Source organism: Thalassovita sp. (assembly GCF_965218685.1).
GTDB lineage: Bacteria > Pseudomonadota > Alphaproteobacteria > Rhodobacterales > Rhodobacteraceae > Thalassobius.
Genome location: NZ_OZ244657.1, coordinates 448643 through 471074 on the forward strand (window position 1 = coordinate 448643; position 22432 = coordinate 471074).

The window sequence follows — 22432 nt, forward strand, 5'->3', positions numbered from 1 at the left end:
CCTATTTGCGAAAGCGCGTGGGCACGATAACCAGCGCCCCGATCGAACTCAGGATCGCATCCACGCCAGCGCTGCCGAACCGCAGCCCGAACATGATCCGCACGAAATAGAACAACAGCGCCCCACCCACGCAGATGATAATCGAGGGCAGGTACCCGTTTCGCGTAAACCCGGTTCTCTCCGAGGCATAGCCCACGATCCCGGCAATCACGACAGTACCGATCATGGAAGGAAACATGGAGCTCTCCGATTAAAGGCGCGTGCCCTTTGGCAAAGGCATTCCGCGCAGAAACTCGGTGGCATCCTGCGCTCCCTTACCGGCCCGTTGCAAGCGCAAAAGCTGCACCGCACCCGAGCCGCAGGCCACCGTCAGCCTGTCATCCAGAATTTCACCGGGCACGCCATTCCCTTCGACCAGACGCGAGCCCAGCAGCTTGATGCGCACGCCCTCGATCTCGACGAACGCACCGGGAAAGGGCGAAAGTCCGCGGATTTTGCGATCCACCTCGGCTGCAGGCGCCTGCCAGTCGATCGCGGCCTCGGCCTTGTCGATCTTGTGGGCATAGGTCACCCCATCGGCAGGTTGCTTTTGCGGAGTAAGCTCGGGCAGACGCTCCAGCGCCTCGACAATCAGCGCGGCCCCCATTTCAGACAGTCGGTCATGCAGCTCCGAGGTGACCTCTTCAGTGCCAATTTCCGTCGTTTTGCGCAACAGCACAGGCCCGGTGTCCAGACCGGCCTCCATCTGCATGATGCACACACCGGTTTGCGCATCCCCGGCCATGATCGCCCGGTGAATCGGAGCCGCCCCGCGCCAACGGGGCAGCAGGCTGGCGTGAATGTTCAGACAACCATATTTGGGCGCATCCAGCACGGGCTGGGGCAGCAACAAACCATAAGCCACAACTACGGCTACATCAGCACCCAAGGCGGCGAACTCGGCCTGTTCTTCAACGCCCTTCAGGGATACCGGATGTCTTACGTCCAAACCCATTTCAAGAGCACGGGCATGAACCGGGGTGGGACGTTCTTTCTTACCGCGCCCAGACCGACGCGGCGGCTGGCAATAAACAGCGGCGATCTCGTGCCCGGCCTCGACCAGCGCCTCCAGCACCGGAACCGAAAACTCTGGTGTTCCCATGAATACGACGCGCATCCGCTTGCCTTTCTTTGCTCTTCTAATACTCCCGCCGGAGGCGTCCCAGCGTGAGTTTAGCGCAGTTTCCGCGCTTTGCGGATCAGCATATCCCGCTTCATCTTGGATAGATGGTCGAAATACATCTTGCCATTCAAGTGGTCGATCTGATGCTGAACGCTGGTGGCCCACAGGCCGACGAAATCGCGCTCTTCGATGTCTCCGTTTTCGTTCAGAAAGCGGACGGTCACGGCCCGAGGCCGCTCGATCTTGGCAGACACACCCGGCAGGTTGGGGCTGGCCTCTTCATGAGGGCGCAGCTGAACACTGGCATGAAGCACTTCAGGATTGGCCATGCGTACGGCCTGACCACGGGCCTCGGACGCGTCCACGACCGCCAGCCGCTGCATCACGCCGATCTGGACAGCAGCCAGACCAACACCGGGCATCGCCTCCATCGTGTCGATCATGTCATTCCAGATCGCGCGGGTTTCATCGGTAATCTCAGCTACATCAGCGGCCGCTGTGCGCAGCCGCTTGTCCGGCCAGGGAATGCACACCCGAGCGGTCACGCGCGGGCCCGTTCGCGTTTCAGCTTCTGCATCTTGCGGGTGATCATCTGGCGCTTTAGCGGCTTCAGATAGTCAATAAACAGCTTGCCGTTCAGGTGGTCGATCTCGTGCTGCACGCAGGTCGCCCACAGCCCACCAAAATCCTCGGTCTGCTCATTGCCGTTCATGTCGATCCACCGCACCGAGACATCCGCCGGGCGCGTTACCTCGGCGTACTGGTCGGGGATCGACAGGCAGCCCTCTTCGTAGACATTGGTGTCGTCCGAGGACGCAATAATCTCGGGGTTGAACATGATCAGGGGGCGGGGCGTTTCGCCCTCTTCCTTAACGCAATCCAGCACGATCAGACGGTGCATTTTCCCGATCTGAGGGGCCGCCAAACCGATGCCCGGTGCGTCATACATGGTTTCCAGCATGTCGTCTGCCAGGGTGCGCAGCTCGTCCGAAAGGTCGGCAACGGGATCGCAGACTTTCTTGAGCCGGGGGTCGGGATGGATCAGGATCGGGTACTTCATGAGGGGCATTTATGATATGGCCAAGCCCCGCGCAATGGGCCAAAGTCTCGGATGACAGAGGGGAAGACTTATCCATTTGGGACTTTTTCCTGCTTTGCTATCTTCTTTAGGTACTTTTTCCCATTTTTATCTAATATTTAGGAACACCCTTTTATTTTTTTCGGCATTATGAGAGCAAATACCTACCAAGGATGCCTCCTTGTTCCCAACCTATTTATCCGTCTAGGGTGCAGCCCCAACCACCAAGGAGACCTCGTATGAGCTTTGATGACATCATCAACCGTTTTGGCAGCCATTCCCTGAAATGGGACATGATGAGCGCGCGCTATGATGTCCCGGCTGACGAGGGCCTGCCCATGTGGGTTGCCGACATGGACTTTCCTGCCCCGCAATGCGTTCAGGACGCAGTTCAGCGGATGCATGACCATGGGATCTACGGTTATTACGGCGACGAACGCAGCTATTTGGAGGCTATCTGCTGGTGGATGAAAAACCGCCACGGCTGGGAGGTGGACCCAAGCGCCATCTTCACCACTCACGGACTGGTCAACGGCACCGCGATGTGTGTCGAGACCTTTACCCAGCCCGGCGACAGCGTTGTCCTGATGACCCCGGTGTATCACGCCTTTGCCAAGGTGATCCGCGCCAATGGCCGCCACGTGATCGAATGCGATCTGCGCAACAATGATGGCCGCTATGAGATGGATTTCGAGGCATGGGACGCGCAGATGGATGGTTCGGCCAGGATGCTGGTTCTGTGCTCGCCGCATAACCCGGGTGGGCGTGTCTGGACCAAGGACGAACTGCAGGGCGTTGCCGATTTCGCCAAACGTCACGACCTGATCCTGGTCTCGGACGAGATCCACCACGATCTGGTTTTCCCCAGCGCCACCCACACCCCCATGGCGCTGATCGACGGGATCGAGGACCGGCTGATCATGATGACCGCCACCACCAAGACCTTTAACATCGCAGGCAGCCATTCGGGCAATGTGATCATCCAAAACCCAGCCTTGCGCCGGAAGTTTGCGAACCGCTTGATGGGTCTGGGTCTTTCACCCAACGCTTTTGGGCTGCACATGGCCGAGGCCGCCTATTCTCCCGAAGGGGCGGCGTGGGTCGATGAACTGGTCGCCTATCTTGATGGCAACAAGCAGCTGTTCGACACTGCGATCAACGCCATCCCCGGCCTGAAATCCATGCCGCTGGAGTCCACCTATCTGGCCTGGGTCGATTTTTCCGGCACCGGAATGCCGCGCGAGGAATTCACCGCGCGGGTGGAAAAAGAAGCCAAGATCGCGGTGAACCACGGGCCGACCTTCGGGTCGGGCGGCGAGGATTTCCTGCGCTTCAATCTGGCGACACCCCGGGCGCTGGTCGAGCAGGCGATCGAGCGGATGCAGGCCGCATTCTCGGACCTGCAATAACGCCTAAACGATCGGTTTGCTTTCCAGAAGCCCGGCCGTCTGCGGCTCGTCCACGACGAAATCCACGGGCGGGACGTCTTGAATGGCCGTCAGCCGCTTGAACTCGAATATCATCTGGCCGTTTTCCTCTTCCGAGGCGACGATCAGGCATTGATACATGTGAAAGCCGCGGTCGTAGATATCGACAAACCCGCGCAGCTTGGGCGCATCCTCGGCCTCGAGTGCGAAACCCGTGTCCCAGAACCGCAATATGCGGAAGGCTTGGCCGTTTGCCTCGACCACCATACGGGACGAGCGTTTCTGACTGCGCAGACGCGCGGCATCCAGGCCGGCCTGAACCTCTTTGGATATGAACGTAGACATCGTGGCTTCCCCTTCCAGATGAGTAGAGCATGCCGCAATAAGCGCAGCCGTCAAGCGCCGCTTACGCGGCGGCGCAGCATGGCCGCAAACCCCTTTCCTACATGGTCGCGCAAGAATGTTTCACACCCAAGTCCTTAGGAATCGGTGAAAAAACTGATTCTCTTGCATGTGCAGCAACGCACCGTAACTGCGCGCTGGCGGGCTGTTCGCGGCGCGACCAATGTCCTATACCCCCGGTCAAAGGAGATACCTCTATGGGCCAGCTTGTCGACGGAAAATGGGAAAGCACGTGGTACGACACCAGTAAAACGGGTGGAAAATTCGTACGTTCAGTCACCAGTTTTCGCAACTGGATCACCCCTGACGGGCAACCCGGCCCCAGCGGTACGGGCGGGTTCGCGGCCGAAAGCGGGCGCTATCATCTTTATGTCTCGCACGCCTGTCCCTGGGCGCATCGCACCCTGATCTTTCGCGCTCTGAAGGGGCTGACGGACCATATAAGCATCTCGGTCGTACATCCGGACATGCTGGATGATGGCTGGACCTTCGCGACTGATTTTCCGGGTGCCACGGGCGACACACTGTTTGGCCTGCCGTTCCTGCGCGACATCTACACCCGCGCGCAACATGACATCTCGGGGCGAGTGACGGTGCCTGTGCTGTGGGACAAACAGACGAACACGATCGTTTCGAACGAAAGCGCCGAGATCATCCGAATGTTCAACAGCGCCTTTGACAAGCTGACCGGCATTACGCTGGATTTCTGGCCCGAAGCGCAGCGCACAAAGATCGAAGCGTTCAACACCCGCATCTACGACACGGTGAACAACGGTGTCTACAAGGCTGGTTTTGCCACCACGCAAAAGGCCTATGACGCGGCGGTTCACCCGCTGTTCGACAGCTTGGAGTGGCTGGAAACCCACCTGTCCTCGAACCGCTATTTGCTGGGCGATCAACAGACCGAGGCCGACTGGCGTCTTTTCACCACCCTGATCCGCTTTGATCCGGTCTATCACTTGCACTTCAAATGCAACCGCAAGCGACTGATTGACTATCCCAACCTGTGGGGGTTCACCCGCGAGCTGTATCAGACGCCCGGAGTGGCCCAGGTTACGTATCTGGATCATATCGTGCGCCATTATCACTACAGCCACGAGACGATAAATCCTTACCGGATCCTGCCGATCAACCCGGTTTTGAACTACAATGAGCCGCACAACCGCGGGCACTAGGCCTTGTCTTTCCCTGCGGTTTCCGGGCATTCAACGCCCCAGGATCTGGCAGAGGCACACATGACCACCAACACCCGAGATCACGGAGGAGGCATCGACGCGGCCGCCGCACGATATGGCGGGGCGCGAGGCGATTGGATTGACCTGTCCACCGGGATCAATCCGGTGCCCTACCCGGTGGGCGATCTGCCCGCGCAGGCCTGGACCGCCCTGCCCGACGCCGGCGCCGCCGAGGCGCTGGAACGCGCTGCCCGCCAATTCTGGAACGTGCCTGACACGGCTTCGGTCCTGGCTGCCCCCGGCGCCTCGGCGCTGATCGCCCGCATCCCGCTGCTGCGGCCTGCGGGGCGGGTCGATATCCCTCAGCCCACCTATAACGAACATCTGGCCGCCTTCGAGGCCTACGGTTGGACGCGAGGGGCAGATGCCAACGCCCGTGTTCTGGTCCACCCGAACAATCCGACGGGCACTTGGCACCACCGCGACACCGTGACCGCGCCTTTGACGATCATCGACGAAAGCTTTTGCGATGAGGCGCCCGACCGGTCCCTGATCCGCGAAACCGCCCAGCCTGGTCGAATTGTCCTGAAAAGCTTTGGGAAATTCTGGGGGCTGGCGGGTCTCCGCCTTGGCTTTGCCATCGGCCAGCCGCAGGATATCGAGCCCCTGCGGAACGCGCTTGGCCCTTGGCCTGTTTCGGGTCCCGCGCTGGCGATCGGCGCACGGGCTCTTTCAGATCAAGACTGGGCCGAAACCACCCGGGCGCGTCTGACAGCTGATGCCGCGCGCCTTGATACACTGATGCTGAACGCCGGGGCCCAGTTGCAAGGCGGAACCTCCCTGTTCCGGCTCTATCACGTCCCGAATGCTGCACAGTGGCAGGACCGCTTGGCCCGCCAACACATCTGGACGCGCACCTTCCCATACTCGGACCACTTCTTGCGCCTTGGCCTGCCCTCCCCCGCCGATTGGCCCCGACTGGAGGCCGCCCTGTGACATTGTTCTTCGCGATGATTTTGGACGCGCTGCTGGGCGAGCCGAAATGGCTATGGAGCCGCGCGCCTCATCCCGCCGTTTTGATGGGGCGCCTGATCGGTTGGGCGGATAAACGTTTCAACAACGGGTCCTATCGCCGCCTTAAAGGCATCGCGACCGTGGCCGCGCTGTCCGTTGGCGCTGTTCTGCTTGGTGCGCTACTGTCCCAACTGGGTCCGGTGATCGAGATCCTCGTGGCCGCCGTTTTGCTGGCTCAAAAATCCCTGGTGCAGCATGTGCAAGCCGTGGGCAACGCGCTGCGCCTTTCATTGGCCGAGGGGCGCCGCTCGGTCGCCATGATCGTGGGGCGCGATACCGCTGAAATGGATGCACCCGCCGTCACCCGCGCCGCGATCGAGTCAGCGGCCGAGAACCTTTCAGACGGGATTATCGCCCCTGCCTTCTGGTTCCTTGTGGCGGGTCTGCCCGGCCTTCTTTTGTACAAGATCACCAACACCGCCGACAGCATGATCGGCTATAAAACCGCTCGGCATCAATCCTTTGGCTGGGCGGCGGCGCGGTTTGACGACTTGCTGAACCTGATCCCCGCGCGTCTTACGGCTGCCCTGATCGCGCTGACCCACAACGGGCAGAATGACTGGCACCTGATCCGCGCCGAGGCCCGACGTCACCGTTCGCCCAATGCAGGCTGGCCCGAGGCCGCGATGGCGCGTGCCCTGAGCGTTGCACTGTCCGGCCCCCGCTCGTATGACGGGCAGATGCGCGATTTTCCGTGGGTGAACCCACATGCAGACCGCGCCCCGGGCCCGGATGCAATCGATTCTGCGGTGGCAGCCTTGTGGCGCACCTGGGCCACTGCGCTGGCGCTTAGCCTAGTCATCGGTCTGATCGTCTGTTTTTTCTGACTTTCGCTAAAGGCTTGGCACCTGCTAGGGTCGGCCCAAAGTCATTTACCCGAGGCCCCCATGCGTTTTCACAAGTCGCTCTGCGTTACCGTTTCTGCCCTGCTTTTCAGCGCTACAACCACATTGGCCGCCCCGTGCGGCGGCGCGTTTTCCAATTTCGTGGACGGATTACGCGCCGAGGCGATCTCGGACGGACACAGCTCCAAAACCGTTAAGCGTTTCTTTGCAGGCGTTCGCCAGGATCCCAAAGTGCTGAAGGCTGACCGCGCGCAAGGTGTGTTCCAGATGGATTTCACCTCGTTCGCACGACGCTTAATCTCGGCTGACCGGATGAAGCGCGGACAATCAAACGCCCGCAAATACAACGCGATCTTTGACCAAGTTGAACGCAAATACGGCGTCAGCCGCGGCGTCCTTTTGGCCTTTTGGGCATTCGAGACGGACTATGGCGCCTTTCAGGGTGATTTCAACACGCTGAACGCGCTGGTCACGTTGGCCCATGATTGCCGCCGGCCCGCGCTGTTCCGCCCCCAGATATTCGCCGCGCTAAAGCTCTATGAGAACGGAGATTTCGACCCCGCCCGCACCACAGGTGCCTGGGCAGGCGAGATCGGCATGGTGCAGATGCTGCCGCAGGATATTCTGGACAACGGCGTAGACGGTGACGGAGACGGTCACGTCCGCCTGAAAACCTCGGCACCGGACGCGCTGATGTCGGGGGGCAAGATGCTCAGCCACCTTGGCTGGAACAAGGGGCAACCCTGGCTGCAAGAGGTCACCGTCCCCGCCCGAATGGATTGGTCGAAAACCGGTATTCACACCACGCTCAGCCAATCGCAATGGGAAAAAATGGGGGTGCGCCCAAGGGCCGGACAATGGCAAACCAACCTGCCCGTCAGCATCATCCTGCCACAAGGCCACAAAGGCCCCGCCTTTGCCGCATACCCCAACTTTCACGTCTTCTTTGAATGGAATCAAAGTTTTACCTACGTACTGACCGCTGGGTACTTTGCCACCCGACTAACCGGAGCACCCGTCTTTGACGCCCGCAACCCAGACCCCGGCCTCAGTGGCTCGCAAATGAAGGAACTACAACGCAAGCTGGCCAAACGCGGCCACGATGTCGGCAAAATCGACGGCATCCTTGGCGCTGGCACCCGCAAGGCCGTTCAGGACGAACAAATCCGCCTGGGCCTTCCTGCAGACGCCTGGCCGACTGCCGCACTGTTGGGCAAACTGTGATGCAGGCGACTACAGGCCAACTGCGCGCGGCCATGCCCCACGTCCTGGCCGCCCCCAAGGACAAGGCGCCCATCCAGATGCTGTGCCGGCGGCCCGGCTTCGGTGAACGCGAGTTTGTCTCCAAACTCGACCTGACCGTCGCCCAAGGCATCCCCGGCGAACGCTGGCAAACCGGCCCTTGGATGCGCTTGCCCGACGGCAGCCCAGATCCACGTATCCAGGTCTCGATTCTGCCCACGCGCGTGATGAACGCCGTCTGGCTGGACCGCGACGCGCAACCCCACCCAGGCGATCCCATCGTCGCCGACCTGGACTGTTCGTATGGTAATTTGCCCGTCGGCAGCCGTCTTCAGGCAGGAACTGCTGTGCTCGAGGTTTCGGACGTCTTCAACGACGCCTGCATCAAGTGGAAGCAACGTTACGGCACCCCGGCCAAAGACTGGATCACCCAGCGTGAACACATTCACCTGCGCCTGCGCGGCCTGCTGTGCAAAATCGTCCAGGATGGCTCCGTTACCACCCAAGACCGGCTGACCAAGCTCTCCTAAGGGACGGTGGGCGGGGCGATGTTGCAGCAGGCAACGAGCGTCGTCCCCGGCCCCGACTCAAGCAACCAGCTGCTCGGCCTTCTTCAGATCCACGCTCACCAGCTGGCTCACACCCTGCTCTTGCATGGTCACCCCGAACAACCGATCCATCCGCGCCATCGTCACAGCGTGGTGCGTGATGATCAGGAATCGCGTCTCTGTCCGTCGGCACATTTCGTCCAGCAGATCACAAAAACGGGTCACGTTGGCATCATCCAATGGTGCGTCCACCTCGTCCAGCACACAGATCGGCGCCGGATTGGCCAGGAACACTGCAAAAATCAACGCCAGCGCCGTCAGCGTTTGCTCTCCCCCGGACAACAGCGACAGGGTGGACAGTTTCTTACCCGGAGGCTGGCACATAATCTCCAGCCCCGCTTCCAACGGGTCGTCGCTTTCAACCAGAACCAGGTTTGCCTCACCGCCACCGAACAGATGTCGAAACAAGGTGGTGAAGTTGCTGTTCACCTGCTCGAAGGCCGTCAGCAACCGCTCGCGACCCTCACGGTTCAAACTGGCGATCCCTGCGCGCAACGCCTTGATGGCCTCTTCCAGGTCCGCCTTTTCCGACAACAGGTTACCGTGCTCTTCGCGCACTTCCTTGGCATCTTCCTCGGCCCGCAGGTTCACCGCACCCAAAGCATCGCGCTGACGCTTCAAGCGGTTCACATCCGCCTCGATCTGATCCGAAGGCGGCATCTGTTCGGGGTTCACATCTAGCGTTTCCAGCAGCTTTTGCGGCGTGATGTCTTGCTGTTCTTCGATACGATCCACGGCAACGGTAACGGTCTCGCGCGCGGCATCGGCTCGCGCTTCGGACCGGGCACGCCCCTCACGGGCCTCACTGGCCCTACGTTCGGCATCACGTTCGGATTGCTCGGCAGCGCGCGCTTCGGTTTCGGCCTCGGACAGCTTGTCTGCTGCCAGCTTGCGCCGCGCTTCGGCCGCATCGATTGCCTCGCCCAGCTCCTCGCGCTGGATTGCGATCTCTTCAGGTGCGGCGGTGGCTTCAAGCAGCTCCTCCTCCGAGGCTTGCTTGCGCTCTTCCAATTCGGCGCTTCGGGTCGAGGCGGTTTCCAGCCGGTGCCGCCAACCGCTCAGCTCTTTCGTCACCTCTTGCGAACGGCGCAGCCGCGCTTCGCCCTCGCGGCGCAATTCATCGTGGGCCGAGCGGCGCGACATCATGGTGATCCGAGCGGCCTCGACCGTCATTTTCACATCCTCGACCGAGGCGCGGGCCGCATCCAGATCGTCCAGATCTGATACCGCCCGCTCAGCCTCGTTGACCTGCACCCGCGCGGCCATCGCGTCTTCTTCGTGGCGTTCAACGGCCAGGCCCATCGATTCCAGCTTGGATTCGGCCAGATTCCGATCGGCTTCGGCGCGGCTCAGCTTGCGGTTCGCCTCGTTCACCAGCCGGTCTGCGTCCCGGCGCTCTTGTCTGGCGGCCTGGTCGGCATGGGTCAATTCGGTCAGACGCTCGGTCAGCGTATCGTGCGCCTGCCGGGCCGCATCCGCGCGCGCGGTCGCCCGCTCCATCTGCTGTTTCAGTTCTTCCAAACGGTTTAGCTGCTGCAAACGCAGGGCCGCGGCCGAGGGCGCATCTTCGGCCCATGCCCGATAGCCATCCCAACGCCACAAGTCCCCTTCAAGGCTGACCAAACGCTGGCCGGGCAAAAGCTGCGACTGCAGGCGCGCGGCCTCTTCTGCGCCAACCAGCCCGATCTGGGACATGCGCCGCGCCAGAACTTCGGGCACTGACACGTGACGCGACAGGGGTGTGATCCCGGCAGGCAGCGCAGGGGGCGTGTCGTACTCGGGCAGCACGGTCCAGCCGGACGGCCCATCCTCGTCAACCTCTGGCGCCCGCAAATCATCGGCCAGCGCCGCGCCCAAGGCCTTTTCAAAGCCCTGTTCGACCTGCAGTCGATCCATGATCTGGCCGCCCTCGGCCGTGTCCCGCTCCAGCAATTTTGCCAATGCGGTCACCTCGGCGCGCAGCGCATTCAGCTCGCCTTCGGCCTCGGACCGTTCAGCCCGAACGTCCGCCTCGCGCGCCTGTGTTTCAGCCCGAGCAGCCTCGGCCTCCATCAGGGTTTCTTCGGCATGGGCGACGGTTTCCACCGCGATCGCCTCTTGCTCTTGCGCGGCCTCATACTCGATCTGAGCGTTTTCCAGCGTCAACTGCGCCGAGCTGACGACTTCCTTGGCTTTGGCAGCTTCGCCTTCAGCGCGGGCCAGCATTTTTCGAGTGTCGTCAAGCAGTCGATGCGCCGACTGATGCTTGGCCGCCAGACGCGCGACATCTTCGGTTCGTTCGGCCAGATCAGCCTCGCGGTCCTGCAACACGCTGGCTGCCTCGCGCGATGCTTCCGCAGCTTCGTTCAATTTGTCGGCTTGCCCCTCGCCCGCCTTCTGCAGCTCGCGGGCTTCCCATTCCAACCGCTCGATCATCTCGCCCGCGTCACGGTTCAGACCGGCTTCGCGTTCGATATCACGGCTCAGCTGCAAGATACGGTTGCGTAGGGTTTCAATGGTCTGGATGGCGCGGGCTTCTTGATCGCCCAAGGCGTCACGCTGCACCTGAAGACGCTGCAATACGGCCGACGCGATCGCCTCTTCCTCGCGCAGGGGCGGCAGAGCGTCGTCTTTTTCCGCCCGCAGCTTGGCTGCCTGACGCGCTGCACCTTCGGCCTGAGCGGCCAGCGTCGTCCGCTCGCGCAGTTCTTCCTCGGCGGCCAGACGAGCCTCGTCTGCCTCGCGCCAACGGCGATACAGCAGCAGCCCCTCGGCCTTGCGCAATTCCTCGCCAATCGCCCGATACCGCGCGGCCTGACGGGCCTGACGGTCCAGTTGAGACAACTGGTTTGCCAGCTGTTCCACGACATCGTCGACACGGGCCAGGTTCTGCTCGGCGCCTTTCAGCTTCAGCTCAGCCTCGTGACGGCGCTGATACAGCCCCGAGATGCCAGCGGCCTCTTCCAGAATGCGGCGGCGATTCTTGGGCTTGGCGTTGATCAGTTCGCTGATCTGGCCCTGCCGAACCAGAGCGGGAGAATGCGCCCCGGTCGAGGCATCCGCGAACAGCATCTGCACGTCCCGCGCCCGCACATCCTTGGTATTGACCTTATAGGCGCTGCCCACGTCACGCGTGATACGGCGCACGATTTCCAGCTGGTCTTCATCGTTGAACCCGGCGGGAGCCAAACGATCCGCGTTGTCGATGATCAGCGAAACCTCGGCGAAGTTCCGGGCAGGACGCGAGGACGCCCCGGCGAAAATCACGTCTTCCATCCCGCCGCCACGCATCGCCTTGGGCCGGTTTTCCCCCATGACCCAGCGCAGCGCCTCTAGCAGGTTGGACTTACCGCAGCCGTTGGGCCCAACAACACCGGTCAGCCCGTCCTTGATCAGCAGATCGGTCGGGTCAACAAAGCTTTTGAAGCCGGTCAGTCTGAGTTTCGTGAAAAGCACGCGCGGATTCGCTCCGGTGATTCCAGATTGACCTTGATCCTGTTCCGCCACGCCCCCACGAGTCAACGTATTCCCCCCGGATATGGCCTGAAAGGCGCAGTTATCCACAAGATATTGCGATTATCGGCAGGGATTTGCCGCTTGACGAGTGCCAAGGCCGTACTGAAAACTAAGCGAAAACAGAAAGGCCCGCATGCCCCTGACAATCCACCAGGAAAGCCCGCTGACCGATGATGCTCATCGCTTGATCGAGGGTTCGGAACAGGCACTGCGCGCGGTTTATACGCCTGATGAATGCTTTACCTTTTCCGCAAAGCAGCTGGATGATCCGGCGATTTCTTTCCTTGTCGCGCGTCTGGACGGACATGCGATAGGATGCGTTGCGCTGGTGGATTTGGGCGATTACGGCGAGGTGAAACGTCTTTTCGTTGACCCTGCATCGCGTGGCACTGGCGCGGCCCGGGCCTTGATGGCACGGCTCGAAACAACAGCCCGCGCCACCGGCCACACTGAAATCATGCTGGAAACCGGAGAGAAACTGGCCGCCGCCGTGGCGCTTTATCACGCTCTGGGCTTTACCAGGCGCGGTCCGTTCGGCGACTACGAAGACCATCCAGCCAGCCTGTTCATGGCCAAACCACTGGGCTAAAGCTCCACCAGCTCGCAGTTCATCTCGGTCACCTCAACACCCCTGCCGCGACTGAAATAGGTGTCGTCGATGTCGCAATCATAGGTCAGGTTTCGCGGCAGATACCGTTGTTGGTCCGGGTCATTCTTGCATTTCAACTTGGCCAGAACGACCGCCGGGTCCCCGCCTAGTTTCTTGATTTTGCATCCGCTCACCCGTTCGATCGCAAGCCCGGCCTTAGCGCCGATCACCATCCAGCGGGGCCTTGGTTCAGCATTCAGACGAATCGCTTCGGCCTTTCGATCCTTGATCCGGACATCAAAGGTGGTCCCCTGGACCATGACCCGCGTAGCCTCTACGCCCCAGAAATCCGGGCTGGGCGTGTCGCAGGCGCAAAGCAGGATCAGGCAAGCAAGGGCTCTCATGTCTGCAGGGTCCGGTATCAGGGTAAACGCGTGGTTAATGACCACCTGCGACAACTGATGCACTTACATTCCATTATTTGCATATTAGTATACATTCCAGCTGTAGAATATTTATGAGGTTGCCATGACCACTCAAATCAAACGACCGGCGGACAATTACTCTCCGCTCTATTTCCTTGCATCACTGGGGGCCGGCGGCTTGGCCGTTACTTTCTTCATGTACCTGATGTTCTGGGTGCCTCATCCCGGCCGCCCCGTTCCCATCTTCGAGGACATCCTGTCCGCCTTTCAATCCGGCTCGGTTCCGCTGCAGGTGGCCATCGCCATCGCCGTTGTCGGCATCGCCGTCTTTGCCTTCCTGAACGTCAAAATGCTGCTGTGGAACCTGTCCTCGCTTGGCAAGTTCCAGAAGACCGACAAGTACGAGGCTTTGCGCAACTCGAACGCCGAAACAACTCTGCTGGCAGCGCCGCTGGCCATGGCGATGACCGTGAACGCGCTGTTCATCGTGGGGCTGGTCTATGTGCCCAAGCTGTGGACCATCGTTGAATACCTGTTCCCGATGGCCATCGTCGCCTTTGCGCTGATCGGTCTCTGGGCGCTGCGTACGATCGGGGACTTCCTGGGCCGTGTGCTGACCAAGGGTGGAGTGTTTGACGTGACTGCGCATAACTCTTTCGCCCAGCTGATGCCGGCCTTTGCCCTGGCCATGGTAGGCGTGGGTCTGGCCGCCCCCGCCGCAATGAGCACCAACACGCTGACTGTTGGAACTTCGGTGGTGCTGTCGACCTTCTTCGGCTTTGCTTCGATCCTGTACACCGTCGTGGCCGCCGTGACCGCCTTCAACTCGATGCTGCATTATGGCACCGCGAAAGAGGCCGGCCCCACCCTGATGGTCATCGTTCCGATCATGACCGTTCTGGGTATCCTGTTCCTGCGTCAGGACCACGGTCTGCACGTCACCTTTGACGTCCATGGCTCGGCAGGCGAAACCATGGTGTTCCTGGCCCGTATGCTGACGGTGCAGGTCGTGTTCCTGCTGCTTGGGATGCTGGTGCTGCGCCGCCAGGGTTACTTTGCAGACTTCGTGATGGGCCCGAAAACCTCGCCTGGTTCTTATGCTCTGGTCTGCCCCGGCGTGGCACTGTCGGTGATGATCCAATTCTTCGTCAACAAAGGTTTGGTGGCTGCTGGTGTGATCGATAAATTCTCGGCCGGGTACTGGGCGGTGACCGCGATTGCCCTGATCTCGCAAGCGTTGATGGTCTGGCTGGTGCTGCGACTGAACCGGCAGCATTTCGGGAAAACTTCGCAAGCGGTGGCCGTTCCCGCCGAATAACGAACAAGAAGGGCGACCCGATAGGGTCGCCCTTTGCTGTTTATGCCGAGGCTCTTATTTCGGCAGCAGCACCTTATCGACAACATGGATCACGCCGTTCGATTGCTGCATATCCGCGACAGTCACTTGGGCCGCGTTGCCGCTTTCGTCATAAATGTAGACCTTGCCGCCCTTCACCTGGGCCGACAGAGCATCGCCAGACACCGTGTTGAAGTGGAAAAAGCCATCCGCGCTGGCTTGGGCCTTACCTGCCAGATCCGCGCCGGACCAGCTCCCCGCCACCACGTGGGCGGTCAGAACTTTGACCAGAGTGTCTTTGTTTTCGGGCTGAAGCAGGGTTTCAACGGTCCCCGCAGGCAAAGCGCCGAATGCGTCATTGACCGGCGCGAACACGGTAAAAGGGCCGGGGCTGGACAGGGTTTCGACCAGGCCAGCAGCCTGAACCGCCGCCACCAGCGTCGTATGATCAGCCGAACCCACAGCCGTTTCCACGATGGTTTTGGACCCGGACATCGCGTCCGCTTTGCTGGTCTGCATCGCAAAGCTGGTGCTGGCGATCAGGGCCAATGCGGTGCCGGCGAAAATGGTTTTGAACTTGGTCATAGCTAGTCTCCTCATGCGGCCTAAGCCTGTTGTTGATGTGAAGGACTACGCAGCGCATGTCCGACTGGTTTCATTTTTCTTGTTCACGAATGATCACGGCACTGTGAGGTCTGGCTCTTGTCAGTGCGGGCACGTGGTCATATCATTTGACCAAAAAGGACAAGCCATGCCCTTCCAAAAGGTCCAGCCCGAAAAGCTGTCCGCCGCTGTAACCCGCCAGATCGAACTGCTGATCCTGCGCGGCATTTTGCGCCCTGGAGAGCGCCTGCCCTCGGAAAGAGAGCTGTCCGAGAAGCTGGGCGTCTCGCGCCCTTCGCTGCGCGAGGCCATCGCCGAGTTGCAAGACAAAGGATTGTTGACCACCCGCGCCGGGGCCGGGATTTATGTCGCCGACGTTTTGGGCTCGGCCTTTTCCGAGGCACTGGTCAAACTTTTCGCCGCCCATGACGAGGCCGTGTTCGACTATATTTCCTTCCGCCGCGACATGGAGGGGCTGGCCGCCGAACGCGCCGCGCGCCTTGCTTCGGACACGGATCTGAAGGTGGTCCAGACCATTTTCGACAAGATGGAGGCCGCGCATTCCAAACGCGACCCCGCAGACGAGGCCCGCTTGGACGCCGATTTTCATCTGGCCATTATCGAGGCCAGCCACAACGTGGTGATGCTGCACATGATGCGTTCGATGTACCAATTGCTGCGCGAGGGCGTGTTCTATAACCGCACGATCATGTTCCGTCAGCGCACGACGCGTGACACCCTGCTGGACCAGCACCGCGCCATCAACGATGCGCTACAAGCACGCGAACCAGTGGCAGCACGGCAAGCCGTCGAGGCGCATTTGGATTTCGTTAAGAATTCGCTGAGCGACCAGCAAAAGGCCGAACGGAACGAGGAAATCGCCTTACAGCGATTCCAACACGAAAAAGCCCGCTGAAACGAAAAAACCCGCGCTTTCGCGCGGGTTCTTTGATGTCTTGAACTGACCGTAATCAGTGCAGTTTCGCGTCCACTTCGGCGATAGCTGCGTCGATCAGCTTGTTGCCTTCGGTCGCGGTCATCTGCTTGGCGATCACGTCGTTGGCGGCACCGATGGCAATGGTGATTGCCTGATCGCGCACGGCCTTGACGGCAGATGCCTCGGCAGAAGAGATCTGTTCCTCGGCGGCCTTCAAGCGGCGTTCGATGGTCTTGGCCAGATCTGCCTTTGCCTGCTCAGCGGCCACACCGGCCTCTTCCTTGGCGTGGGCGACGATACGGTCGGCCTGATCCTGAACCTCTTTCTGCTTACGCTCGTACGAGGCCAGCAGGGTCTGGGCTTCTTCACGCAGAGCGCGTGCTTCGTCCAGTTCCGACTGAATATCGTCAGCGCGCTTGTCCAGCATCTTGCCCAGCATCGAGGGCACTTTGAAGTACACCAGAACCAGGATGAACAGGATGAAGGCCAGCAGCACGATGAAGTTCGTGTTGTGCAGCGAAAAGAACGGACCCGAGGCCGCGAAGGCCGGAGTAGCCGCAGTCAGGGCCAGCAGAGTAGCAAGTGTACGCATTCCCTTACCCTTTCAAACGAGCAGCAACAGCTGCGTCCACGGTTTTCGCGTCTGCCTCGTTGCCCAGGGCAGCGATGATTTCAGCGGTGGTGTCCTTGGCAACGTCTTTGACGCTTTCCAGGGCATTCGCGCGAATCTCGGCGATGACTTTCTCACCCTCGGCCACTTTCTCGGCGATCTCGGCATCCGCCTTGGCGGTGGCTGCGTCCAGATCGGCCTGAATTTCGGCCTTGGTTTCAGCGACGATGCGTTGGGCTTCGGCACGGGCGTCTGCCAGTGCTTTATTGTAAGCCTCTTCAGCTTCGACCGCTTTCGCCTTCAGCTCTTCAGCTGCGGCGATATCGTTCGTAATTGTCCCCTGACGCTCGGCCAGAACCGCAGCAATGCGGGGCAGCGCGATGCGCGACAGGACGAAGTAGATCACGACCAGCGTGACCAGAAGCCAGAAAATCTGGTTGCCCCAGTTCGAAAAATCCAGCTGCGGCATGCCGGGTGCGGCGGCCTCAGCGGCTTGACCTGCGGCGTCGTGCGTATTGCTCGCCATTGCGTCCTCCTTGGGAACTTCCGGTTACACCGGGCAGGCGCGCTGCGCCCACCCGGCCGTAAGGATGTGTTCCGTTCGGATTAGACGGCGAACATCAGCAGCAGAGCGACCAGGAACGAGAAGATCCCCAGGGCTTCTGCGAATGCGATGCCGATGAACAGGGTTGCAGTCTGCGAAGCAGCTGCCGAGGGGTTGCGCAGAGCGCCTGCCAGGTAGTTACCTGCAACGTTACCAACACCGATTGCTGCTGCGCCCGAACCGATTGCTGCCAGGCCTGCGCCGATGTGTGCCAGATCACCTTCCATGATGTATCTCCTTACGATTGGAAGTTTGAATAAGTAGGGTTTAGTGTCGAACCTTAGTGCGACGGATGCAGAGCGTCCTTCAGATACACACAGGTCAGAATTGTGAACACGTAGGCCTGGATGAAGGCCACAAGGACCTCCAGACCGTACATGGCGGTGATTGCGACCACCGACACGGGGCTAACAGCAGCAATGGCTGCGAAGCCCGCGAAAACCTTGATCACGGCGTGGCCAGCCATCACGTTACCAGCCAAACGAATGGAGTGGCTGACGGGGCGCACGAAGTACGAGATCAGTTCGATAATTGCCAGGATCGGGCGCAGCGGCAGCGGCGCGCTGGACACCCAGAACAGGCCGAGGAAACCCATGCCGTTCTTGACGAAACCGGTGACGGTCACGGTCACGAACACCAGCAGAGCCAGAACCACGGTCACAGCAAAATGCGAGGTGGTGGTAAAGCTCATGGGCAGCAGACCCAGGAAGTTGGCGAAAACGATGAACATGAACAGGGTCATGATGTAGGGGAAGAACTTGACGGCGTCCTTGCCGGCGACATCCTCGACCATCTTATATACAAAGACATAAGCCAGTTCGCCGATCGACTGGCTGCGCGACGGCACGGTTGCGCGGCGCGAGGTCCCCAGAACCATCAGCGCGATCACTGCGACAACCGCCAGGGCCATCCACAGGGTCACGTTGGTGATGGTGTACCAGTGAATCGCGTCACCCCCGAACAAGGGTTTTACGATGAACTGATCCATCGGGTGGAAAACCAGACCGCCTTCTTCCGCGCCATGTGCTTCGCTTGCCACGTCTATGTCCTCTCGTCCTTCTTGGCCTCTTCGGCCAATGTCTGTTCCTGGATCTCTTTTGACGTGCGGATCATCGTCTGTATCCCCGCCGCAAGACCCAACAATGTGAATATGACAAGGAAGATCGGGATGGTTCCGAACAGGCTGTCCAGCCCAAATCCTATGCCAAAACCGATCCCAAGACCGGCAACTAACTCGATCACCATCCGCCAGGCCTGATTGGCCATGGAATAGTGTTCGTCCGCGCGGGGTTTCGGGGACTGGGCCACTTTCGCAGCCTCGATCCGGGCTTCCAGACGCTCTAGGTCGCGTTTCTGGTCGGGATCGGTCACGCGCAAAACCCCCTTTGGACGGTTGGCCCTGTGCTACGGTGCGGCACGGCCTGAGTCAAGCATGCAAAACGCCCTTGCTCGCCCCCACTAACCTATTGAAAAACAACAATACCCCGAGTCTCCCGGCGCGACATTCCGGACCCGACTGCGACCTGTTAGCGCCCACATGAGCCATTTCCCATATTCAACTGTTTGGTTGATCTTCGGATTTGGCGCGGGTAACGCATGGGCATGACACTGGCCGCTTCCCTCGATACCGTCTTTGCCGCTCTGGGCGATCCCACGCGCCGGCAAATCCTGTCCATGCTGCTTGAGGACGACATGGCCGTTACCGATGTGGCCGATCCGTTCGAGATGTCATTGGCCGCAATCTCCAAGCACCTGACGATTTTGGCTAATGCCGGACTGATCAGTCAGGAAAAGCGCGGGCGTGTAAAATGGTGCAAGCTGGAACCCGACGCCCTGCGCGAGGCCAGCATCTGGATGCAAAGCTTTGGTCAGTTCGAAGCGGTGAACCTGGATGCCTTTGAACGCTTTCTGGAATCCGAGCTGAACGGCAAGACCGACTAGCGGTCGCCCTTCAGCAGCATCACCAGCGCCAGGATGCTTAGCCCGACGCCCAGAAGCACCAAAGACGTCGGTGCGCCGTGGCCCAGCGCGATCTCCCATACCAGTACCCAGCTTGGGGTAAGATAGGTGTAGGCCATCACCTTGGCCGAGGGCAGCCGCAGCGAGGCGTATTGCAGCAACACAAAGGTGATCGCACTGGCAAAGATCGCCACGTATAGCAGCGTGATCCAGACGATCCCCGGCATGGCCGCCCAATCCGTCACCAGAAAATCACGCCACCCCCAGACGGTCACCACGATGCAACAAGCCACCAGCATTCCGAAGGTAAAGACCACGGCAGGCTCACCCCGGTTCAGCTTGCGCACCATGGGGGTATAAATCGCATGAGCGATGCAGCCGACGAAATAGATCGCCTCGCCCCGGCCCACCTGAAACTGCAAAAGGGCATTCAGGTCAGCGCGAAAGATCACCCAGACGGCCCCTACCCCCCCGATCGCCAGGGCCGCAGCCATCCAGCCGGTCGTGATCTGGCGCAACAAAAAATACCCGGCAAAGGCCGCCATGATTGGCGTCAGGGTAAACACGGCAGCCGCGGAAACAGGCTCTGCGGTTTTCAGCCCCTCGAACATCAGCACGAAATAGGTGGCGAAAATGCCCCCCAGAACGAAATAGCGCCACGGAGCGTGCAATGCGGATCGGGGCACACCGGTTGTGGCAAAAGCAGCCACGCCAACAAGCACTGCCGCGATCAGGAACCGCAAGGAATTCAGCACCGCCGGAGCGATATGCGGCGCCGCCATCACCCCAAGCGAGAACGAGCCAGCCACAAGAGCCGAAAACAACAGCATGGCCGCATGGCCGCGCAAAGCCTGGCTCATCTTATTCCCAGTCCTTGGTGCTATCCTTAAGGAAGTTCAGCAGAGCCTGCACCTTGCTGGTCCGGTGCAACGCCATATGGGTCACCAACCAAAGCGAGCTTGCCCACTCGTCACGCGGTGCGGCGACCTCGACCAGATCCGGGTTTTGGGCCGCTTGCCACTGCGACATGAAACCAATCCCGATTCCCTGCAGTATCGCCTCTTCAACCGCGTGGATGTCAGACGTACGGAAAACGATGTTGTCTTCGGGGATTACCTCCCACATCCAGCGATAAAACGGTGCGCGCGTGTCACGACTGTCAGACCCCACGAACAGGTGTTTCGCGAAATCCGCGTCCCCGGCGGGCATTCCCATCCGCTTTACATAGCTTCGCGCAGCGTAAAGCCCGATTTTCTGGTGCAGCATCGGTTGGACCACGTTGTCAGGATCCTGCGGTGCACTTCCTGCGCGAATCGCCACGTGGGCCTCGCCATACTCCAGACGGAACAGGCGGTTTCCAGTCAGCAGCCGCACAACCACATCAGGATAGAGTCTTTGGAATTCGGAAAGGATCGGCACCAGCAGTGGCACGAGTGCCGACAACGACGTGATCACCAACTCGCCCGAGACATCCTGCCCGCGCCCTTTGATTCGACCTGCCAGTTGGCTGAACTGATCATCCGCACCCTGCGCGACGCGCAGCAAATCCTGACCGGCCTCGGTCGGGGTGTACCCACGCGCGTGACGCTGGAACAATTTCACGCCCAGTTGATCTTCGAGCGCATCAATATGCCGGATCACCGTCGCGTGGTGGACCCCCAGCACGCCTGCTGCACCGCTGACGGTTCCCATGCGGGCCACTTGATAGGCGGTGCGAATCTCATCCCAGTTGTCCATGTGCAATCCTTTCTGTGCGCGCTCTCACATAAGATGTGAAATTTGGACGAATTGTTATCCAATGCGCAGAAGATACATTCCTGTCAGACAGAAACAAGACACTCACAGGAATATGACCATGACCAAGATTCTTCGCATCGATTCAAGCATTCAATCCGCAGGCTCGATCTCGCACAAACTCACCGACCAGATCATCGTTCGCTTGCAGGCGGCCCACGCAAATGCCCAAGTGAAGACCCGCGATCTGGGCACCGACCCGGTCGAAGCCGCCGATAGCAATTGGCTGGTGGCTGTGAACACGCCCGCGGACCAACGCACGGACGCACAGGCCAAGATCGCCGATCTGTCCGACACTCTGATCGCCGAGGTTAAAGAGGCCGACATTCTGGTGATTGGCATGCCGATCTACAACTTCACCATGCCCTCGCAGTTGAAATCCTGGCTTGATCAGATGGCCCGCGCGGGCGAGACCTTCAAGTACACTGAAAACGGCCCCATCGGCCTGGTAGAAGGCACCCGTGCCATCGTCGCCTATTCCTCGGGCGGCACGCCTTTCCAATCCGAGATCGACTTCGCCTCGGGTTATCTGAAGCATATGCTTGGATTTTTTGGCATCACCGATGTGCAGTTCGTGGCCTCGGACCGCTCGGCCATCGACGCCGAGGATTCGCTGAAAGCCGCCAACAACAGCATCGCAGAACTGGCGGCATAACGCCCCAAAAAGAAAAAGCGACGGAGGCCAAAGCCACCGTCGCTCTCCAAACGGCCAGCCAAGCTGACCGTCTGTTATTCTTATGTCGACTTAGCTGTCGCCAGCTGCAGCGATCGCGGCGACTGCAACAACAGCAGCAACGATACCAGCAGCGCCACCGGCACCCAGCGAACCTGCCGACGACGAAGCGGCGGCAAAGGGATCGTCGGACATTGCGGGCTCAGGATCGGTGCTACCCGACAGAACGTTACCTGCCGCGGCGATACCGGGCACGAAAGCGGAGCAAACGGCCACAGCCATAGCAAGCTTTTTCATATCGAATCTTCCTTCTAATGTTTCGGCCAACATGGCCATTACGGCTTTAGCGCACATCAAAACTTCAGGCAAAGCATTTAATGTAACAGCCAGCTTA

The 22432-nt window shown here is 60.1% G+C and carries 27 protein-coding genes; 11 read left to right on the top strand and 16 right to left on the bottom strand.

The window, feature by feature from the left end; translation table 11 throughout:
• Position 1: 1 nt before the first annotated feature.
• From ACOQOQ_RS02415 to def (ACOQOQ_RS02430), 4 genes are read right to left on the bottom strand one after another with little or no spacing between them, the layout of a single operon-like run.
• On the bottom strand, positions 2-238 hold the full coding sequence (locus ACOQOQ_RS02415; RefSeq protein ID WP_420568559.1) for a hypothetical protein: 237 nt from the start codon (positions 236-238) through the stop codon (positions 2-4).
• Positions 239-250: 12 nt separating this feature from the next.
• Entirely contained in the window at positions 251-1156 is a 906-nt protein-coding gene (fmt, locus tag ACOQOQ_RS02420; RefSeq protein ID WP_420568560.1) for a methionyl-tRNA formyltransferase, read from the bottom strand.
• A gap of 56 nt (positions 1157-1212) precedes the next feature.
• Positions 1213-1707 carry a peptide deformylase gene (gene def / locus ACOQOQ_RS02425; RefSeq protein ID WP_420568561.1) on the bottom strand — a complete coding sequence of 165 codons (495 nt, stop codon included), beginning with the start codon at positions 1705-1707 and terminating at the stop codon, positions 1213-1215.
• Positions 1704-2222 (bottom strand): peptide deformylase, encoded by a 519-nt coding sequence (gene def / locus ACOQOQ_RS02430; protein WP_420568562.1) that lies wholly within the window; start codon positions 2220-2222, stop codon positions 1704-1706. Before def (ACOQOQ_RS02430) ends, def (ACOQOQ_RS02425) begins: the two co-directional genes overlap by 4 nt.
• A gap of 257 nt (positions 2223-2479) precedes the next feature.
• Between def (ACOQOQ_RS02430) and ACOQOQ_RS02435 the strand changes: the two genes are divergently transcribed.
• Positions 2480-3649, top strand: coding sequence for a MalY/PatB family protein (locus ACOQOQ_RS02435; protein WP_420568563.1), 1170 nt, complete (start codon positions 2480-2482; stop codon positions 3647-3649).
• Positions 3650-3652: 3 nt separating this feature from the next.
• Here ACOQOQ_RS02435 and ACOQOQ_RS02440 read toward each other — a convergent pair whose 3' ends face one another.
• On the bottom strand, positions 3653-4012 hold the full coding sequence (locus ACOQOQ_RS02440) for a hypothetical protein (protein WP_420568564.1): 360 nt from the start codon (positions 4010-4012) through the stop codon (positions 3653-3655).
• 254 nt (positions 4013-4266) lie between these two features.
• On the opposite strand from ACOQOQ_RS02440, the gene ACOQOQ_RS02445 reads away from it, so the two are divergent.
• The 5 genes from ACOQOQ_RS02445 to ACOQOQ_RS02465 are packed head-to-tail and all read left to right on the top strand — an operon-like array spanning position 4267 to position 8935.
• Positions 4267-5244 (top strand): glutathione S-transferase family protein, encoded by a 978-nt coding sequence (locus tag ACOQOQ_RS02445; protein WP_420568565.1) that lies wholly within the window; start codon positions 4267-4269, stop codon positions 5242-5244.
• A 60-nt stretch (positions 5245-5304) separates the two neighbouring features.
• Positions 5305-6240, top strand: a complete 936-nt coding sequence (locus ACOQOQ_RS02450; RefSeq protein WP_420568566.1) for a threonine-phosphate decarboxylase — start codon at positions 5305-5307, stop codon at positions 6238-6240.
• Positions 6237-7145 carry an adenosylcobinamide-phosphate synthase CbiB gene (cbiB, locus tag ACOQOQ_RS02455; protein WP_420568567.1) on the top strand — a complete coding sequence of 303 codons (909 nt, stop codon included), beginning with the start codon at positions 6237-6239 and terminating at the stop codon, positions 7143-7145. Before ACOQOQ_RS02450 ends, cbiB begins: the two co-directional genes overlap by 4 nt.
• Positions 7146-7205: 60 nt before the next feature.
• Complete coding sequence (locus tag ACOQOQ_RS02460) at positions 7206-8387, top strand: lytic murein transglycosylase (RefSeq protein WP_420568568.1); 1182 nt, start codon at positions 7206-7208, stop codon at positions 8385-8387.
• Complete coding sequence (locus ACOQOQ_RS02465) at positions 8387-8935, top strand: hypothetical protein (protein WP_420568569.1); 549 nt, start codon at positions 8387-8389, stop codon at positions 8933-8935. The genes ACOQOQ_RS02460 and ACOQOQ_RS02465 overlap by 1 nt, the downstream gene beginning before the upstream one ends.
• Before the next feature lie 57 nt (positions 8936-8992).
• On the opposite strand, the gene smc is transcribed toward ACOQOQ_RS02465, so the two are convergent.
• A complete protein-coding gene (gene smc / locus ACOQOQ_RS02470) occupies positions 8993-12448 on the bottom strand; it encodes a chromosome segregation protein SMC (RefSeq protein ID WP_420568570.1) in 3456 nt (1151 codons plus the stop codon).
• A 193-nt stretch (positions 12449-12641) separates the two neighbouring features.
• On the opposite strand from smc, the gene ACOQOQ_RS02475 reads away from it, so the two are divergent.
• Positions 12642-13097, top strand: a complete 456-nt coding sequence (locus ACOQOQ_RS02475; protein WP_420568571.1) for a GNAT family N-acetyltransferase — start codon at positions 12642-12644, stop codon at positions 13095-13097.
• Here the strand turns inward: ACOQOQ_RS02475 and ACOQOQ_RS02480 are convergent.
• Entirely contained in the window at positions 13094-13501 is a 408-nt protein-coding gene (locus ACOQOQ_RS02480; RefSeq protein WP_420568572.1) for a hypothetical protein, read from the bottom strand. The two genes, ACOQOQ_RS02475 and ACOQOQ_RS02480, sit on opposite strands and share 4 nt — an antisense overlap.
• Positions 13502-13625: 124 nt before the next feature.
• Between ACOQOQ_RS02480 and ACOQOQ_RS02485 the strand changes: the two genes are divergently transcribed.
• Positions 13626-14840, top strand: coding sequence for a TsoY family (seleno)protein (locus ACOQOQ_RS02485; protein ID WP_420568573.1), 1215 nt, complete (start codon positions 13626-13628; stop codon positions 14838-14840).
• A 54-nt stretch (positions 14841-14894) separates the two neighbouring features.
• Here the strand turns inward: ACOQOQ_RS02485 and ACOQOQ_RS02490 are convergent, their stop codons facing one another.
• Complete coding sequence (locus tag ACOQOQ_RS02490; RefSeq protein ID WP_420568574.1) at positions 14895-15443, bottom strand: fasciclin domain-containing protein; 549 nt, start codon at positions 15441-15443, stop codon at positions 14895-14897.
• 166 nt (positions 15444-15609) lie between these two features.
• Between ACOQOQ_RS02490 and ACOQOQ_RS02495 the strand changes: the two genes are divergently transcribed.
• Entirely contained in the window at positions 15610-16377 is a 768-nt protein-coding gene (locus ACOQOQ_RS02495) for a FadR/GntR family transcriptional regulator (RefSeq protein ID WP_420568575.1), read from the top strand.
• Positions 16378-16432: 55 nt separating this feature from the next.
• On the opposite strand, the gene ACOQOQ_RS02500 is transcribed toward ACOQOQ_RS02495, so the two are convergent.
• From ACOQOQ_RS02500 to ACOQOQ_RS02520, 5 genes are all read right to left on the bottom strand, one after another.
• Positions 16433-16990 (bottom strand): F0F1 ATP synthase subunit B, encoded by a 558-nt coding sequence (locus tag ACOQOQ_RS02500; RefSeq protein ID WP_420568576.1) that lies wholly within the window; start codon positions 16988-16990, stop codon positions 16433-16435.
• Positions 16991-16994: 4 nt separating this feature from the next.
• A complete protein-coding gene (locus ACOQOQ_RS02505) occupies positions 16995-17534 on the bottom strand; it encodes a F0F1 ATP synthase subunit B' (RefSeq protein ID WP_420568577.1) in 540 nt (179 codons plus the stop codon).
• Between the two features lie 80 nt (positions 17535-17614).
• Positions 17615-17839 carry a F0F1 ATP synthase subunit C gene (locus ACOQOQ_RS02510; protein WP_136340256.1) on the bottom strand — a complete coding sequence of 75 codons (225 nt, stop codon included), beginning with the start codon at positions 17837-17839 and terminating at the stop codon, positions 17615-17617.
• 53 nt (positions 17840-17892) lie between these two features.
• Entirely contained in the window at positions 17893-18651 is a 759-nt protein-coding gene (locus ACOQOQ_RS02515; protein ID WP_420568578.1) for a F0F1 ATP synthase subunit A, read from the bottom strand.
• Positions 18652-18653: 2 nt separating this feature from the next.
• Positions 18654-18983 carry an AtpZ/AtpI family protein gene (locus tag ACOQOQ_RS02520; protein ID WP_420568579.1) on the bottom strand — a complete coding sequence of 110 codons (330 nt, stop codon included), beginning with the start codon at positions 18981-18983 and terminating at the stop codon, positions 18654-18656.
• Positions 18984-19220: 237 nt separating this feature from the next.
• Between ACOQOQ_RS02520 and ACOQOQ_RS02525 the strand changes: the two genes are divergently transcribed.
• Entirely contained in the window at positions 19221-19553 is a 333-nt protein-coding gene (locus ACOQOQ_RS02525) for an ArsR/SmtB family transcription factor (protein WP_420569719.1), read from the top strand.
• On the opposite strand, the gene ACOQOQ_RS02530 is transcribed toward ACOQOQ_RS02525, so the two are convergent.
• Both ACOQOQ_RS02530 and ACOQOQ_RS02535 read right to left on the bottom strand, forming a co-directional pair.
• Entirely contained in the window at positions 19550-20431 is an 882-nt protein-coding gene (locus tag ACOQOQ_RS02530; protein WP_420568580.1) for a DMT family transporter, read from the bottom strand. The two genes, ACOQOQ_RS02525 and ACOQOQ_RS02530, sit on opposite strands and share 4 nt — an antisense overlap.
• Before the next feature lies 1 nt (position 20432).
• The gene (locus tag ACOQOQ_RS02535; RefSeq protein WP_420568581.1) at positions 20433-21308 is read right to left on the bottom strand and encodes a LysR family transcriptional regulator; all 876 of its coding nucleotides are present in this window, start codon (positions 21306-21308) and stop codon (positions 20433-20435) included.
• Between the two features lie 118 nt (positions 21309-21426).
• Here ACOQOQ_RS02535 and ACOQOQ_RS02540 point away from each other — a divergent pair, with 118 nt between their 5' ends.
• Positions 21427-22020 carry an FMN-dependent NADH-azoreductase gene (locus ACOQOQ_RS02540; protein WP_420568582.1) on the top strand — a complete coding sequence of 198 codons (594 nt, stop codon included), beginning with the start codon at positions 21427-21429 and terminating at the stop codon, positions 22018-22020.
• A gap of 90 nt (positions 22021-22110) precedes the next feature.
• Here ACOQOQ_RS02540 and ACOQOQ_RS02545 read toward each other — a convergent pair whose 3' ends face one another.
• Positions 22111-22335: a hypothetical protein gene (locus tag ACOQOQ_RS02545; RefSeq protein ID WP_420568583.1), complete on the bottom strand. Its 225-nt coding sequence runs from the start codon at positions 22333-22335 to the stop codon at positions 22111-22113.
• Positions 22336-22432 lie beyond the last annotated feature (97 nt).